Below are 15,983 nucleotides of genomic sequence, written 5' to 3'. Positions count from 1 at the left end.
CCCCACTGCACGTGAGAGGTTGCTACACTGCGTGCAGGTTTATTTGGCGCTGCCGCGCCAAAAATGCAAATTTGACATTTTCAAGGTGCGGGTCTCGGCGAATAAAATTTGAGTCCAAATTTGAATATAAGAAAGATAAGGCGAAGTATTTTTGTGTTTAGACGAGGCGGATTCAAATTTTACGACGGGAGCTACCTGGTCGGTAGTGACCGAGTAAAATTTGAATCCAACGAAGTATAAACCAAAAAAACAAGCCGCTACTTCCACAAAAGATAGACCTTTTCGTCGTATATATCGCTACTCTTTGGACCAACCTCCACCTCCGTCACCTCCACGTTTTGCACGTCGTTTTTGGCTTTTAGCGCACTCGCGTCTTCTTCAAATTTCGCCATCAGCTCCTCGATCTGCGCGTTTAGCTGGGCGACTTCTTGCTCGCTTAGTTTGACGTCGCTGCGCTCTTTTAGCACGCTGTTTGCCGAGCGCGCAGAGGTCGCGACCTTGCCGATGTTGCCGCTACTTAGCAGCCCTTTGCCAAAAATCGCGCCCAAAATGCTAGCACCCACCGAGATCGCGGTCTCGATGCCCTTACTTTTAAAGTCCCGCTGCTCTTTTTCCAGCTTTGCCACAGAGCGGTTTAGTTTCTCCTCCAGGCGCGCTTTTTGCTTGTCAAACTCAGCCGTTAGTTTGGCTGTTTGCGCCTCTAAAATTTCGTTACATTTATCGGCCAAACGGACGTAAAACTCCTCTTTGCTCTCGCCCGGCGCCGAGCTTAAATTTAGCGCGCTAAAGAGCCTAAGTTTGTAGTTTCTATAGATAAATTCTTTGAAATTTTTGGTTAGCTCTTTGAAATTTTTAGCTCCCGCGACAAAGCCCGGCAGCGGCGCGTACGAGAGTTTGAAATTCGGCTCTGCAACCGCGGTAAAATGCATATTTTCGCTAGCTTCGCTCCAGTCGGCGCTTTTTTGAGCTTCATCCAGCCTTAGCGTGAAATTTACCTCGCGAACCTCGTCAAGCCCCTTTTTAGCGTCGTAAAATCGCACTTTAGCTTCGCCGTAAAGATACCCCTCCAGCTCGCCGCCCTCCTGCAAATTTGAGCTTGCAGCGTAAATTTGAGTGATATCCGGCGACAGCACCGGTTTGGCGGCGAAATTTGAGCTTTTTGCCGAGCTTGATCCGCTCAAATTCGACCCGCTCTTTTGCTCTTTCATCAAATTTGAAATTTGCTCGCGACTAAGAGGTCCTTTTAGGTAGCTCAGAGCCCAGCGCGTCGAGATGACGGACAGTCCGTCCTCGTGGATGTTTTTTAGTAGGAAGTTGCGCTTTTGCAAATTTGAGATGAGATTTTCTATCTCGCCTTTATCCATCGCAGAGCCCGCAAGCCCCGTCATACCGTCGATCACGCGCGCTTTATCCTGCGCGGTTTGCAAGCGCCCGATAAACCACGTGCCGATGTTGCTAAGGCCTTTGTAGTCAAGGTCGACCGGGTTTTGGGTGCTCAGTATCACGCCAAGGCCGTGCGCGCGGGCTTGCTTGAGCAGCGTAAGCATCGGGGTTTTGCTAGGCGGATTGCCGTTTGGCGGGAAAAATCCGAAAATCTCGTCCATATAAAGCACCGCGCGAAGCGAGCTCGTACCCTCGGTCTTGCGCATCCACGCGATGATCTCGTTTAGCAGTAGCGTCACGAAAAACATCCTCTCGCTGTCTTTTAGGTGCGAGATGGTAAAGATATTGCACTTTGCCTTGCCGTTTGCGTTAAAAAGCATCTTTGAGATATCGAGTCGCTCGCCGCTTAGCCATGCGCGAAAATCGGGACTTGCAAGCAGCGTGTTGATCTTAACCGCTAGCTTCATACGCTCGGAGCTTGGATAAAATTTCTCCACGTCAAATACGCCGATCTTGGCAAACGGAGGCGTCGCGATAAAGCCGATGAGCTCCTCTAGGCTCACGTCCGCGCCCTGGCTAAATTTATCGATAAAAATATTTGAAATGAGCAGGTGTTCTTTTGAGTTTACGTCGTTTTCTATACCAACGAGCGAGAGTACCGAGCTAGCCAGGGAGCCGACGTACTCGCTAAACTCCTCGCCGCCTACGTCTAGATTCGGACGGGCAAAATCGCCCAGCAACGCCACGCCGACGCCGCTACTGCTCTTTGGCGTGTAAATTTTTAGCTCGACGCTATCTTTAAAAAGTCCCACGCGCTCTAGGCTTTGAAACGAGCCTTCGATGCCTTTTGCCCACGTCTGCGCTTCGCTCGCGGCAAACTCATCCACACTCATGCTTTTGTTTTGCGCTTCGTTTTCATCGACGTACGGCGCAAAATCCTGCGCACTCATCTGCGGGAACGCCAAGGCAAGGTTTGTCATATCGCCCTTCGGATCAATGATAAAGGTCGGGATATTATCGATGCAGGCTTCTTCTAGGATGCCGATACCAAGGCCCGTTTTACCGCTACCGGTCATGCCGATGATGGCTGCGTGCGTCGTGAGGTCTTTGTTTTTGTAAAAAAACGGCTCTTTGTCTTTGAGACCGACGTAAAATAGCTTTAAATTTTCTTGGATGGTTTTCATAAAATTTCCTTGTAAATTTTGGGCTATTTTACTGATTTTTGATTAAATTTCGGGTGAAGCTACGGGATAAATTTTGAAAGCGAGACGGGTAAATTTAAAAAAGGCAAGCGCGAGGCTCGCCTTTTAATTTTGCGTTAAATTTATTGGTAAGTTTTTAGTTGTTCTTTGAGCTCTTCGAGAGTTTCTATTACGCGTTTTTTGGTAAATTTCGCTATATCTTCGCCCGTAGTACCGTCTTTACCTGTTAGCTCGCAACAATATCTCATCGCGCCTTTATATCTTAAAGCAGCGACCAATTTTAGATTGGTGTCTATGTTTATGTTTTTATTAGAGCCGCTGGCTTCATCCGGTATATATAGCTCAAATTTGGCGTTTACAGGCTCGCTCTCTTTAAATCCGCCGTCGTCCAAGCTAACGACGCCTAGGCCTCCCCTTGAGATATCGTATAGATTGCCGCTTATTTCGCTACCGTTTTGTGTGAGGATTACCTTAGTATAGCGATCAGGATAAACGCGCTGGTGTTTCCTTAAATTCGCGTGCAGATTTTGCATATACGTGAAATTTTGTAGCGTTACGGTCAAATTTGCAAGATCAAATCCGACGATGTCGGCTCTTAAATTTTCGGAAAAATATTCATCGCGTACGATATAGGCGTTTTGTTCCTCTTTCATGGCCAAAATTTGCTCTAATGTTACCTTGCAGATGACGGTATCATCCTCTGCGTGCTCTACTTCGCCCATGCACTCGACTTTTACGCCATTGTAAAGATTTAGAAAGTGCACCTGGCGGTTATCGTTTCGCACTCTGGCAAATACGGTCACTGCGTCCTCGCGCATAAACGAGCCGTCATTATACGTAACGTTCATTTGAATTATAAGTCCTTCCGAATAAATTTGAATTTTAAGCTAGATTATAGTAAAAAAAACTTATTTTTTGATTTAATTTTTAATATTTTGTATTAAATTTGCGATATTTTAATCTAAAAAGGATCAATAAGGGCGAGAGTTCGCCCTTAAATTTAGATGATTATAGCTTATCCGCGTTGTGAGATAGGTAGTCCGCGACGCCTGCGGTATCGGCTTTCATGCCTTTATCGCCTTTGTTCCAACCGGCAGGGCAAACCTCTCCGTGCTCGTTGGTAAATAGCATCGTATCAACCATTCTTATCATCTCGTCGATGTTTCTTCCAAGCGGAAGGTCGTTGATGACCGCATGGCGAACGGTGCCGTCTTTATCAAGCAAGAAGCTACCGCGAAGTGCGACTCCCGCATCCTCTAAAAGTACGTCAAAACCGCGAGCGATAGACTTCGTCATATCAGCTACTAACGGGAAGCGAACTTGGCCGATACCGCCTTTGTTTACCGGAGTTTCTTTCCACGCAAAGTGAGAGAATTGGTTATCTGTCGAAACCCCGATAACTTCGATACCGCGGGCTTTAAACTCATCGTATCTCTTATCAAACGCGATGATCTCGCTAGGGCAAACAAAAGTAAAGTCCATAGGATAGAAAAATACTACTGCGCCCTTCTCGCCGATATTTTTATATAGGTTGAAATCGTTTACGATTTGATTGCTTCCTAAAACTGCTGCAGCCGTAAAGTCAGGCGCTTTTTTTGTTACTAACATTTTTTCTCCTTAATAATTTTTATTTGTAGCGAAATTATATCATCTAAAGATTAAAAAGAGCTAAAAATTTAACGTTTTCGTTTTAAAATTTAACGCAAAAATTTAATATCAAATTTACTTAGTTTTTGATATTCTTGCGAAAAATTTTGACCAAAAAGGATAAAAAATGGCAGTAAAAATAACAGACATCTGCATAAGCTGCGGCTCATGCATCGACGAGTGTCCGACGAGCGCTATCGTAGACGACGTAGATAACCCAACCGGCGAGGATGCATACTACGTCTATGCCGATAAATGCGTCGAGTGCGTAGGATTTAACGACGAGCCGGCATGCGCCTCAGCCTGTCCGACCGACGGCTGCATAGTTTGGGACGCTCCTTATGCGGGACAGCCTTCTCGCGCCGAGATAACTGCAGATATGAGAACGGGCGAAACGGCCGTCATCTCGTAAACTCCGCACCTAAGCCCTTTTACGGGGCTTATTTTGAAATTTAATTTTTTTTTGATATAATCACCGCCTTATAAAAACCACAAAAAGGAAATTTTATGCAACAAACGCTTTCTATTATTAAGCCTGATGCCGTAAAAAAAGGCGTTATCGGAAAAATCGTGGACAGATTCGAAAGCAATGGACTAAGAATCGCCGCTATGAAAAAAGTCAAACTAAGCACATGCGACGCAAAAGCTTTCTATGCAGTTCACAAAGACAGACCTTTCTTCAACGATTTGGTTGATTTTATGGTGAGCGGACCCGTCGTAGTTATGGTTCTTGAGGGCGACGATGCGGTAGCAAAAAATCGTGATCTAATGGGCGCAACTAATCCAAAAGAAGCCAAACCTGGCACAATTAGAGCCGACTTTGCCGAAAGCATCGACGCAAACGCCGTTCACGGTAGCGACAGCCTAGAAAACGCTAAAAACGAGATCGCATTTTTCTTTACAACAAGAGAAATTTGCTAAATTTGGGTTAAATTTTGAAAATATCTTTCGTCAAAATCGCAAATAATCAAATGCCGTTCGAGTTAAACTCGGATGGACTGAATTTTAACGGCAACCTGAAAAGAGTAAATCAAAATTTAGTTAGCTGTAAAGGTAAAATCGTAGGCGAGATAGCTCACAACTGCGACCGATGCGGCGAAGATATAAATTTAAAGCTTGATGAAGATGTAAATTTGATATTAAGCGACGGAATTTATAAAGATAAAGAAGAAAACCTCGACGATGTAGTTGAGTTTTTCGACGGTTTTATAAATTTGGAAGAATTACTAACAAGCGAAATAGAAGCTTTTAAAAGCGATTATTTTTATTGTGAAAAATGTAAAAATCTATAAAGGAGAATAAAATGGCAGTACCTAAACGAAGAGTAAGTCATACTCGCGCGGCAAAGAGAAGAACGCACTACAAAGTAACACTTCCCGTTCCCGTAAAAGATAAAGACGGCTCATGGAAAATGCCTCACCGCGTAAATAAAACTACCGGAGAGTATTAATACAAATGACCAGCATTTGCATTGACGCGATGGGCGGCGACTTCGGTCCGCAACCTATTATCGGCGGCGTGATCGAGGCTTTAAAAGAAGTAAAATTTGAAGCCGTTTTGGTAGGCGATATGAAAATTTTAGAGAGCCTTGTTCCGCAAAATTTAAAACAATACGTAAAATTTATTCAAGCCGACGAGGTCGTTTCTATGAGCGACGGCGCCACCGATGCGTTAAAGCGAAAAGAAAGCAGTATTTTTAAGGCTATCGAGCTACTTAAAAATAAACAAACTATGGCCGTAGTTTCGGCGGGACACAGCGGAGCTACGATGAGTCTTGCCACGCTTCGAGTCGGGCGACTGAAAAATGTCTCGCGCCCGGCGATAGCGACTCTAATGCCAAACGTAACCGGCGGCAACACGCTAGTTTTGGACGTCGGCGCAAACGTGGACTGTAGGCCGGAGCATCTATTTCAATTTGCGATAATGGGCGAAGCCTACGCAAAAGAAATTTTAAAAATAAAATCCCCTAAACTAGGACTTTTATCTAACGGCGAAGAGAGCAGTAAGGGCAACGAGGCGACTAAAGAAGCCTTTGAAATGATCTCAAAACTCGACAGCTTCGTAGGCAACGCAGAAGGAAATCAGGTTTTTGACGGAAGTGTCGATGTCGTTATTTGCGATGGATTTGTCGGAAATATCCTACTAAAAACAAGCGAAGGCGTAGCTGACGCGATAACTAAAATCATCAAAAAACATGTTAAAAAATCCCCGGTCGCTATAGCAGGCTCGCTTCTCATGAAAAAAGTTTTTAAAACATTAAAACAGCAAGTTGATTACGACGAATATGGCGGTGCACCGCTACTTGGCGTGAACGGCTGCGTCATAATAAGCCACGGTAAAAGCACACCAAAAGCTATCAAAAACGCGATATTTCAAGCTCTAAAATTCGCAAACTCCGATATAAATAAAGTTATCGAAGACGAGCTTTCGCACTTCGCAAAATGAAATTACAAAGAAAAATTTAATGCCAAAAGCCTCGCTAATATCCATAGCCGCATACGCTCCACCTAAAATTTTAACAAATTTCGATCTTGAAAAAATGGTGGAAACCAACGACGAGTGGATAGTTAAGCGTACAGGTATTAGCCAACGACGCATAGCACAGGATGAAAATACGAGCGATCTTGGCACGAAAGCAGCACAGTTAGCGCTTGAAAGAGCAAATTTGACCGCAAAAAATATCGACGCCATTATTTGCGCGACCATCTCGCCAGATCACTTTTGTATGCCCTCAACGGCGTGCAAGATCGCTAAAAATTTAGGTATAAATGCCATTACAGCATTTGATATAAGCGCGGCATGTACGGGTTTTATTTATCTGCTTGAGCTTGCAAAATCACTAATTGAAAGCGGAAGCAAAAAAAACGTATTGATAATCGGAGCCGAAAAACTAAGTAAGATCGTCGATTGGACCGATAGAACGACTTGCATACTATTTGGCGACGGAGCGGGTGCAGCAGTCGTAAGCGCTAGCGAAGAAAACGAAATAATCGACGTTCACACTGCAGCCGACGGCAACTACGCAAACCTGCTCATAACTCCAGGTGGCGAAGAGAAATTTATTAAGATGTCGGGCAACGAGGTCTTTAAAATCGCAGTCCAGACGCTAACCAAAGACGTCGTAGATATCCTAGAAAAAAATCAAATTCCAAGCGATAAAATAGATCTTTTTATACCTCATCAGGCAAATTTACGCATCATCGAAGCAGTCAAGCAACGCTTAAATTTTACAAACGAACAGTGCGTCGTAACCGTCGGAAAATACGGCAACACAAGCTCAGCCTCTATACCTATGGCGATGAACGACGCATATGAAGCGGGCAGACTTAAAAAAGGCGATTTGCTTTTACTAGATGCGTTCGGTGGCGGCTTTACGTGGGGTTCGGCGCTACTGAAATTCGGCGGCGAAACCGTAAAGAATTTTTAATTTTGTAATTATATTTTAATTTATACGCTCAAATTTTCAAAACCCAAACAACTATTTTCATTATCTTTGATAAATACGCCGTATAGCTTACATACCTAAAAAGCTAAATTTAGCTCGGCGGGGGTATAATAACAAAAATCCGCGGAAGGCAAAAAATGGTAGTCAGTAAAATCTACGAAATCAACTCTTGCGACGACATGGAGCTAGGCGTCAAGCGCTTTACAAATTTACACTTTAAACTATGCTACGACGATGACAAACCGGTTAACGCCATAGTTTTTATAGTACCTGGATGCGGCGGCGACGTCGATAAGGCATACAGAGACCACTTAGCCGAATTTACGGCGAGGGAATATAACGTAGCCGTGATTAATGTAGATTATCATCATATTTACAACAGATTAGTTACGGGCGCTAGATACTATATGGACGAATTTGATCAAGAAATTTTAAGAGAAAAATGCCGAGAAATAAACCTGCAACTAGGCGGTGATCTGAGCTCGCTAAAAAATTTCGATAAGCTAAACGGCGTCTTGTCTGCGGTTAGTAACTATATAGACAACAATAAAAATAGCGGAGCATTTCCAAAAGATTTTGTTTTAAATTTATCCCTTACGATTGATCCGGCAAAAGACGAATACCAAAATTTCGGCATTATGCAGGCGCAGGATTTGATAAACGCCCTACTTTTTATAAAGGCAAATGCGCCGTTTAAAGCGATTAAAAATTTAAACGAACTACCAGTCGTCATGATCGGCAGCTCGCATGGAGGTTACCTATCGCATATGGCCGCCAAGATTGCTCCGTGGCTCATAGACGGCGTCATAGATAACAGTAGCTACGCCAAATATCCGCTTAGGATCGTGGGATTTGGTAAGGAGCTTGACTATATGAATCACTGCTGCTCATCAAACGATATGCTTTTTAAACATATAAATTTTTTCATCTCCGACAAGACGCTTTGGACCTTAAAAGATGGCTCCGATAAGAGATTTATGCCCGCACACGAAAAGATACGTTATATTTTAAATTTAGACCACGTAAAAACCCAAAGCAAATATCCAAAGCCGATTTATCTAAGCTATCACTATGCCGGAGACGACATCGCTCCTATCGCTGATAAATCAGAACTTTATAGCGAATTTAACGCATGCGGCATAGACGCGACATTAAAAATAATAAAAGATGAAAGCGAGCTCGACGGTAAATTTATCAAATCGCTAACTCACGGCTTTGATATGTCTATAAAAACGCTGATCTCAAAAGAACTTCCGCCGATGTTAGCCAAGATCGCAGCTCGCCCTAAACAACCTTGCGAGGATAAAAGCATAACCTATATCTCGGAAAATTTAGAGTATAAATTTTTTGAATCTAACGATAAAATCAATCTACAAGTTTCAAAAATATGGCAAAACGGCACAGTAGTTAAAAAAACGTATAAAATCCACTCCTGCGACGATACCGAGCTTAATATAAAGCGCGAAAGCCTGCTAGAGTTTAACCTTTGCTTTGATACCAAAAAGCCGGTCTCGTCAATAGTTTTTATAATCCCCGGCTACGGAGGAGACGCAGACAGCAACTACCGCGAGCACTTAGCGCAGTTTGTCGCGAGCGAATTTAGCGCAGCTGTAGTAGGCGTAAACTACCACTGTATCGGCGATAGACCGCAAACAGGAGCGACGATATTTTTTGACGATTTAGATAGATCGATATTAAAAAAAGAATGCGCCAGGTGCGGCATAGAGCTCCCGGAAAATTTAAGCGTAATCGATACGCAAACACTACTTGATATCGACAATCTAATGGACGCAAGAAAACGCGATAAGACAGCACCTCAAGACTTGTCTCTTAAACTATCTATTTCCCTTCAACCGACTAAAAACGAATATCAAAATTTCGGCATTATGCAGGCGCAGGATTTGATCAATGCGCTACTTTTCGTAAAAGCCAATGCTCCTTTTGAGTGCACAACCGACATAAACGACCTACCAGTCGTCATGATCGGCAGCTCGCACGGAGGCTATCTATCGCATATGGCCGCCAAAATCGCCCCATGGCTCATAGACGGCGTCATAGATAACAGCAGTTATGCGCTAGCGCACTGGCCTTTTATCGGCTTTGGCAAAGAGATAGATTACATGAAATATTACAGCGGTTACACCAGCGAATGCTATCACAATATCGAGCTTTATTTATTCGACAAGACGCATTGGACGCTAGACAAGGCTTCGCCGGCTTATTTTTCCAAATCAAGAAAATATATAAGAGAAATTCTAATGCCGCAACACCTCAAAGTCCAAAGCGGCTATAAAAAGCAAATTTACACGAGTTACCATTACGCTTATGACGATTTTTACGCTCCGGCTAGCGAAAAACAACGACTCTACGACGAACTAAAAAATTTAGGCTACGACGCTACTCTAAATATAATAGAAAATGAAAGTCAGCTTGACGGTAAATTTATCAAAACGCTAACGCACGGTTTAGATATGTCGATAAAAACGCTAATCTCAAAAGAGCTTCCGCCGATGCTGGCCAAAATCACAGCTCGACCGAAACAGCCTTGCGAGGATAAAAGCATAAGTTACGTTTCAGACGATTTAGAATATAAATTTTTTGAAGCGAACGACAAGATAAATTTAGAGATAAAAGAACAAAATCTACCGCAGCAAAATCATGATAATAAATAAAACATACGAGATCCCATCCTGCGACGATGTAGAGCTTGGCCTAAAGCGAGATTCGCTACTTGAGTTTAAGCTCTGCTACGACGATGAAAAGCCGGCTAGAGCCCTAGTTTTCATAGTGCCTGGGCTTGGCGGCGACGCGAACGAAAACTATAGAGAGCATTTAGCGCAGTTCGTAGCGAGCGAATTTGAGGTAGCGGTAGCTAGCGTAAACTACCACTGTATCGGCAGCAGACCGCAGACGGGGGCGAAGTATTTTTTAAACGATTTAGACAAAATAATCCTTAAAAACAAATGCTCTAAAATCGGTATAGAAATCCCAAACGATATCAGCTACGGCGAACTTTCGGTGCTAGATGCCTATCTGGGCAATATAAAATCAAGCGGCGGTTTGCCGAGCGATTTTAAATTAGAAATATCCGTCACGTTGCAACCGACCAAAAACGAATATCAAAATTTCGGCGTTATGCAGGCCCAAGACGTGATAAATGCAGCGCTTTTTATCAAGGCAGATCCGCCGTTTAAATCCGCGACCGATATAAACGAGCTGCCAGTTGTCCTAGTCGGCAGTTCGCACGGCGCATACATAAACGCCTTAGCGGCCAAATTTGCGCCGTGGCTCGTGAACGGCCTCATCGACAACAGTAGCTACGCGAAGCTAAACTGGGAGCTCATAGGCCTAGGCAAAGAGGTAGATTATCTCAAATTTCGCGAATACTCGACCGATATATATTTTAAAAATATCAAAATTTACGTCTTTACCAAAACGATGTGGACGCTACTGGATAAATCCTCGCCTCGATATTTCTCGCAGGCGCGCGAAGATATACGAAACGCCCTAGACGCCGCGCATCTAAAAGTCCAAAGCGCATATCCAAAGCCTATTTATGTCGGCTACCACTGCGCCGTAAACGACCACTGCGCGTCGCCCGAGGAAAAATCACAGCTCTACGAGGAGCTACGCAAACTCGGCTTTGACGCAAATTTGCATATGATAAAAGACGAGAGCGAGCTTGACGGTAGGTTTCTCAAAAAGCTAACGCACGGCCTGGAGATGTCTATCAAGCTTTTGATCACCAAGGAGCTGCCGCCGATGCTAGAAAAGATAGCCTCCCGCGAAAAGCAAATTTGCAAAGACAAAAGCATAACCTATCGCTCAGACGAGTTGGAATATAAATTTTTAGAGGCAAACGGTAGGATAAATTTGGAGATAAAAAGATGATTTTATTTGTAAAATTTGCGTTTGCTAGGGGCTAATTTGAGCGGAAAATTTGATAAAAGAAAATTTAAGAGGCAAAAGCCGCGCACCAACTAAAAGCAATTTTATATGCAAATTTGACAAAAAACTCAAGCCTAATTTACTCCAAACTAAAAAATCGCCTCATCTTGCGCTTCCAGTCGTCTTTTGGTATTTCCGTATCGTTTGCGCATCGCTCTAAACCTAACGACGGACGGGACTAAATTTAAAATCGGCTCGCCGTAAAACCAAAGAAATTTAAGCAACCGCTCCCAAGCCAAAGCCGCTTAAATTTGAGTAAAAAGCAAAATTTTACGCGCCCCGAATTTAAACCCCGAGTTTAAATTTGCTCGAGAAAAAGCCAAATTCGAGTGGCGCGTCTAGTCAAATTTACCCGTTTTTCCTAGCAAATTCTTTCATAAACTCAGCCAAAGTCCGCACGTTTTCGATACTCACGGCGTTGTATATCGAGGCTCTGATGCCGCCTACGTGACGGTGCCCTTTTAGGCCCAGCATGCCCGCATTTTCGGACTCGGCGATAAAGGCCGCCTCGAGCTCGCGGTTTGCGATGGTAAAGCTAACGTTCATCAGCGAGCGGCTATCTTTTTGCGCGTGACCTCTGTAAAAGCCGCCAGAACCGTCGATCGCGCCGTAAAGCAGCGCCGCCTTTTGCTCGTTGATCCGGTTTACGCCCGCTAGACCGCCCTGCTCTTGCACCCAGCCCAGCGTCAAATTTAGCAGATATATGCCAAAGGTCGGAGGCGTGTTATATAGCGACGCGGCCGACGCGTGCGTGTCGTAGCGAAGCATCGTCGGAGTGCGCTCCATGCAGGCTCGCTCTAGCATATCTTTGCGGATGATGACGACGGTTACGCCGCTTGGGCCGGCATTTTTCTGCGCGCCGCCGTATAGCAGCCCCACGTCCGTGAAATCAACCGGCCGCGAGAAAAAATCGCTCGACGCATCGACTACTAGCGGAGCTTTGGAGCGAGGCAGCTCGCGGTACTGCGTGCCGTAGATGGTGTTGTTCGTGCAGAGGTAGCCGTACGCGGCGTCATCACTAAATTTAACCTCAGGGATGCGGTCGTAGGAGGTTTCCTTGCTGCTGGCGACCACTTCGTAGGCTACACCGACGTTTGCGGCCTCTTTGATCGCCTTGCTCGTCCAGACGCCTGTATCTGCGTACTGCGCGACGCCTTTGGCGGCTAAATTTAGCGGTATCATCGCAAACTGCAAATGCGCGCCGCCTTGCAAAAATAGCACGTCGTACTCTTCGCCGATACCGTATAGCTCACGCGCCTTTGCCATCGCGCCGTAGTGCACCTCTTCAAAAATCTTGCTTCGGTGGCTGATTTCCATTATCGAAAAGCCCTTACCCTGATAGTCGGTGAGCTCGTTTTTCGCGCGCTCAAGCACGCTAAGAGGCAGAGCCGAAGGACCCGCGCTAAAATTTAGCTTTCTATTCATCCAAACTCCTTTCAAATTTGAGCTGATTTTAGCGTGATTTGCGTTAAAAAATCATTTCGCGTCGCAAGGTCGGCGGCAAAAGGACGCAAATTTTACACTTTAAGCTACCTTTTGATACAATTTTTCATATTAAGGAGCGAAATTTGATAGAGATCGAGCGTAAATTTATCCTGCGTGACGCCGCCGTCATAAACGAGCTAAAAGCCCGCGACATCGACGTCCAGCAAAAAGAGGTGACGCAAATTTACGTCAAAATCACTCCGCTTGAGGAGATTAGATTTCGCGAGGCTTCGGGCGTTTTTACGATCACGCAAAAATCAGGCGTCGGCCTAGCGCGCGAGGAAAATGAGAGCGAAACGGATGCTAAAAGCTTTAAAAAAGCCCTAAAAAACGCGGTCGCCGCTCCGATAAAAAAGACGAGATTTTTATTTAGGCTTGACGGCGTTGCTTGCAACGTCGATATTTTTCACTGCGCTTTAGAGGGGCTTGTTACTTTCGAGGCCGAGTTTGGCGGCGAGCGCGAGGCGGCAGAGTTTAGCCTGCCCGAGTTTATCGCCGCGCACATAGCTAGCGAGGTCACGGAAGATGAACGCTATAAAAATAAAAATTTAGCGCTTTTTGGCCTGCCGCAGGGCAGTTTCGACGCGCAAAAGAGCATTGAAATTTTACAAAATAGCCCAGGGCTAGAGCTAAATTTACCAAGCTACATCGGCGCGATGGACGCGATGCGGATGGTGTTTTTTCAGATATTTACGATGCTTCGTAAATATCTAAGCAAATACGCAATCTCTGGCGATGCCGAGGCGCTACACCAAATCCGTATAAATCTGCGCAAAACGCGCTCGCTACTTAAAATTTTCACTCCCGTTTTCGACCGGAAAACGGCTTGCTATTTTCTGCTAAATTTTAAAAAACTAGCCGAGCTAACCAACCAAAAGCGCGATATAGACGTATTTTGCGAGTTTTTGCAAAAACTAAAAGGCTTTGAGTCACTAGCTAGCGAGCTAGAAAATCTAAGCAAAACCCTAGCCAAAAGCGTTCAGGCTGAGCTGCAAAGCGACGAAGCAAACGAAATTTTGCGCGACTGGGAGGTGTTTTTACGCGAGGGAAGCGACTTTTTTAAAGGCGAGCTAGGAGACGCGCCGATAAAAAAACTCGCCGCAAAATCCATGCGAGCTCAAATTTTACGCCTCAAAAAATCTCTCTCAAATTTGAGCGAAACCACCGAAAACACGCAGTTTCACAAGTGCCGCATCGAGATAAAAAGGCTAAGATATCTAAGCGAGATTTTTGGCGGCGGTTTTGATTTTGCTACAGCTAAAAAATGCTTTAAAAAGAGCAAAATTTTACAAGAAACCTTTGGCTCGCTGCAAGACGCCGACATCTGGCTAGGCCTACTAGCGCACGTAAAAAGCGGCGCCGAACAAAAGCGCATAGACAAACTCCAAGCTAAAATTTACAAAAAAATCTACGAGCTGCGAAGCGAAATTTTGGACTCAAAGCCTAAAATTTTAAAAAGCCTCACAAAGCTTTCGCGCGGCTTAAAAATCTACTATATCTTCTAAAGAGAAAAAATGGAAAAACAAGAAAAAATAGTTCAGATGTTTAACGACATTGCGCCGACCTACGACCTGGCAAACCGCGTGCTGAGCATGGGCGCGGACGTGAGCTGGCGCAAGATCGCTTGCAAAACGGTTCTGTCAAATTTCAAAGACTCAAGCGTAAATATCGTCGACGTCGCATGCGGCACGGGCGATATGATGGGCTTTTGGCAAAAGACGGCGGGCGAGTTTAACGCAAAAATCGAAAATCTAATCGGCGTCGATCCCTCAAGCGGCATGCTCGCGGTCGCCAAACAAAAATTTCCTGAGTTTAAATTTATCGAGGCGTTAGCGACGCAAACGACGCTTGATAGCGGCTCGATGGACGTGCTAAGCATCAGCTACGGCATCAGAAACGTAGTCGAGCGCGAGGCCGCGCTAAGAGAGTTTAACAGAGTGCTAAAAACGGGCGGATACGTCGTAGTGCTAGAGTTTACCAAACGCAAAAAAAGCGGGATTTTAACGGGCGCTCGCGACTTTTATCTAAGCAAAATTTTGCCTAAAATCGGCGGCTTTATCTCCAAAAATCAAGAAGCCTACGAGTACCTGCCAAGCTCGATCGAGGGCTTTTTAGACGCCAAAAGCTTTGCGGACGAACTCGCTGCCGCTGGCTTTGAGATGCGCCTTTGCAAGAGCTTTTCGATGGATATCTCTACTCTTTTCATCGCGCAAAAGGCCCGTGAGTGCTAAGCGTCAGCGAGCTAAACGAGCAGGCCAAAACGCTGCTTGAGACGACGTTTTCCTACGTCGAGGTAGAGGGCGAGATCTCGCGGCTAGTGAGGCACGGCTCGGGCCACTGGTACTTCACGCTAAAAGACGAAAAGGCCGCGATCTCGGCCGTCATTTATAAATTTAACGCCGCTAAGCTCAAATTTGACGTCGCAGACGGCATGAAAGTCGCTCTCTACGGCAAAATTTCGCTCTACTCGCCAAGCGGCAGCTATCAGTTTATCGCAACCCTGATACGCCCCAGCGGCGAGGGCGAGCTCGAGCTTGCGTTTAAACAGCTAAAAGCGCGTCTTGAGAGCGAAGGGCTTTTTGATATCTCGCGCAAAAAACCGCTACCCAAATTTCCGCGCAAGATCGCGCTTATTACCTCAAAAACATCAGCCGCGCTGCAAGACATGCTGCGTATCGCTTCGCAGCGCTGGGCGCTAGCAGAAATCATAGTTTTTGACTCGCTAACGCAGGGCGAAACCGCGCCCGCCTCGCTAATACGCGCGCTAAAAAGAGCGGGCGCCAGCGGTGCAGATGCGATCGTGCTAGCGCGAGGAGGCGGCAGCAGAGAGGATCTGTGGTGCTTCAACGACGAAAATCTAGCCCGCGAGATCT

General features: G+C 45.2%; 15 protein-coding genes and 1 pseudogene. 12 read left to right on the top strand and 4 right to left on the bottom strand.

The features are described from left to right. Positions 1-257 precede the first annotated feature (257 nt). From Q0314_RS10055 to Q0314_RS10045, 3 genes are all read right to left on the bottom strand, one after another. Entirely contained in the window at positions 258-2,567 is a 2,310-nt protein-coding gene (locus Q0314_RS10055) for a DUF87 domain-containing protein (RefSeq protein ID WP_298058668.1), read from the bottom strand. A gap of 140 nt (positions 2,568-2,707) precedes the next feature. Next, complete coding sequence (locus Q0314_RS10050) at positions 2,708-3,433, bottom strand: PilZ domain-containing protein (protein ID WP_298058667.1); 726 nt, start codon at positions 3,431-3,433, stop codon at positions 2,708-2,710. A 160-nt stretch (positions 3,434-3,593) separates the two neighbouring features. Next, on the bottom strand, positions 3,594-4,193 hold the full coding sequence (locus tag Q0314_RS10045) for a peroxiredoxin (RefSeq protein ID WP_002947343.1): 600 nt from the start codon (positions 4,191-4,193) through the stop codon (positions 3,594-3,596). A 166-nt stretch (positions 4,194-4,359) separates the two neighbouring features. On the opposite strand from Q0314_RS10045, the gene Q0314_RS10040 reads away from it, so the two are divergent. The 9 genes and pseudogenes from Q0314_RS10040 (at position 4,360) to Q0314_RS10000 (ending at position 11,568) form a co-directional block, all read left to right on the top strand. Beyond that, positions 4,360-4,644 (top strand): 4Fe-4S dicluster domain-containing protein, encoded by a 285-nt coding sequence (locus Q0314_RS10040; RefSeq protein ID WP_298058665.1) that lies wholly within the window; start codon positions 4,360-4,362, stop codon positions 4,642-4,644. 95 nt (positions 4,645-4,739) lie between these two features. After that, complete coding sequence (ndk, locus tag Q0314_RS10035; RefSeq protein WP_298058664.1) at positions 4,740-5,153, top strand: nucleoside-diphosphate kinase; 414 nt, start codon at positions 4,740-4,742, stop codon at positions 5,151-5,153. 14 nt (positions 5,154-5,167) lie between these two features. After that, positions 5,168-5,524, top strand: coding sequence for a YceD family protein (locus Q0314_RS10030; protein ID WP_298058662.1), 357 nt, complete (start codon positions 5,168-5,170; stop codon positions 5,522-5,524). 11 nt (positions 5,525-5,535) lie between these two features. Then, positions 5,536-5,682 carry a 50S ribosomal protein L32 gene (gene rpmF / locus Q0314_RS10025; protein ID WP_002943740.1) on the top strand — a complete coding sequence of 49 codons (147 nt, stop codon included), beginning with the start codon at positions 5,536-5,538 and terminating at the stop codon, positions 5,680-5,682. Positions 5,683-5,687: 5 nt separating this feature from the next. Further along, entirely contained in the window at positions 5,688-6,677 is a 990-nt protein-coding gene (plsX, locus tag Q0314_RS10020) for a phosphate acyltransferase PlsX (protein WP_298058660.1), read from the top strand. 19 nt (positions 6,678-6,696) lie between these two features. Further along, positions 6,697-7,659 (top strand): beta-ketoacyl-ACP synthase III, encoded by a 963-nt coding sequence (locus Q0314_RS10015; RefSeq protein WP_298058658.1) that lies wholly within the window; start codon positions 6,697-6,699, stop codon positions 7,657-7,659. A 155-nt stretch (positions 7,660-7,814) separates the two neighbouring features. Continuing rightward, positions 7,815-9,044 (top strand): annotated as a pseudogene (locus tag Q0314_RS10010) (DUF2920 family protein); the annotation flags it as partial. A gap of 18 nt (positions 9,045-9,062) precedes the next feature. Then, the gene (locus Q0314_RS10005) at positions 9,063-10,349 is read left to right on the top strand and encodes a DUF2920 family protein (protein ID WP_298058670.1); all 1,287 of its coding nucleotides are present in this window, start codon (positions 9,063-9,065) and stop codon (positions 10,347-10,349) included. After that, entirely contained in the window at positions 10,336-11,568 is a 1,233-nt protein-coding gene (locus Q0314_RS10000) for a DUF2920 family protein (RefSeq protein ID WP_298058657.1), read from the top strand. The genes Q0314_RS10005 and Q0314_RS10000 overlap by 14 nt, the downstream gene beginning before the upstream one ends. Before the next feature lie 405 nt (positions 11,569-11,973). Here the strand turns inward: Q0314_RS10000 and serC are convergent, their stop codons facing one another. After that, positions 11,974-13,050, bottom strand: a complete 1,077-nt coding sequence (serC, locus tag Q0314_RS09995; RefSeq protein ID WP_298058655.1) for a 3-phosphoserine/phosphohydroxythreonine transaminase — start codon at positions 13,048-13,050, stop codon at positions 11,974-11,976. A gap of 143 nt (positions 13,051-13,193) precedes the next feature. On the opposite strand from serC, the gene Q0314_RS09990 reads away from it, so the two are divergent. From Q0314_RS09990 to xseA, 3 genes are all read left to right on the top strand, one after another. Next, a complete protein-coding gene (locus tag Q0314_RS09990) occupies positions 13,194-14,615 on the top strand; it encodes a CHAD domain-containing protein (protein WP_298058653.1) in 1,422 nt (473 codons plus the stop codon). 9 nt (positions 14,616-14,624) lie between these two features. Continuing rightward, positions 14,625-15,341, top strand: coding sequence for a bifunctional demethylmenaquinone methyltransferase/2-methoxy-6-polyprenyl-1,4-benzoquinol methylase UbiE (gene ubiE / locus Q0314_RS09985; protein ID WP_298058652.1), 717 nt, complete (start codon positions 14,625-14,627; stop codon positions 15,339-15,341). After that, a partial coding sequence (xseA, locus tag Q0314_RS09980) for an exodeoxyribonuclease VII large subunit (RefSeq protein ID WP_298058651.1) occupies positions 15,335-15,983 on the top strand: 649 nt, incomplete at its 3' end. The genes ubiE and xseA, both read left to right, overlap by 7 nt.

Source organism: uncultured Campylobacter sp. (assembly GCF_938040115.1).
Classification (GTDB): domain Bacteria; phylum Campylobacterota; class Campylobacteria; order Campylobacterales; family Campylobacteraceae; genus Campylobacter_A.
Note: the sequence above shows the minus strand (reverse complement) of the source record. Positions and strands in the feature narration are given on the sequence as shown.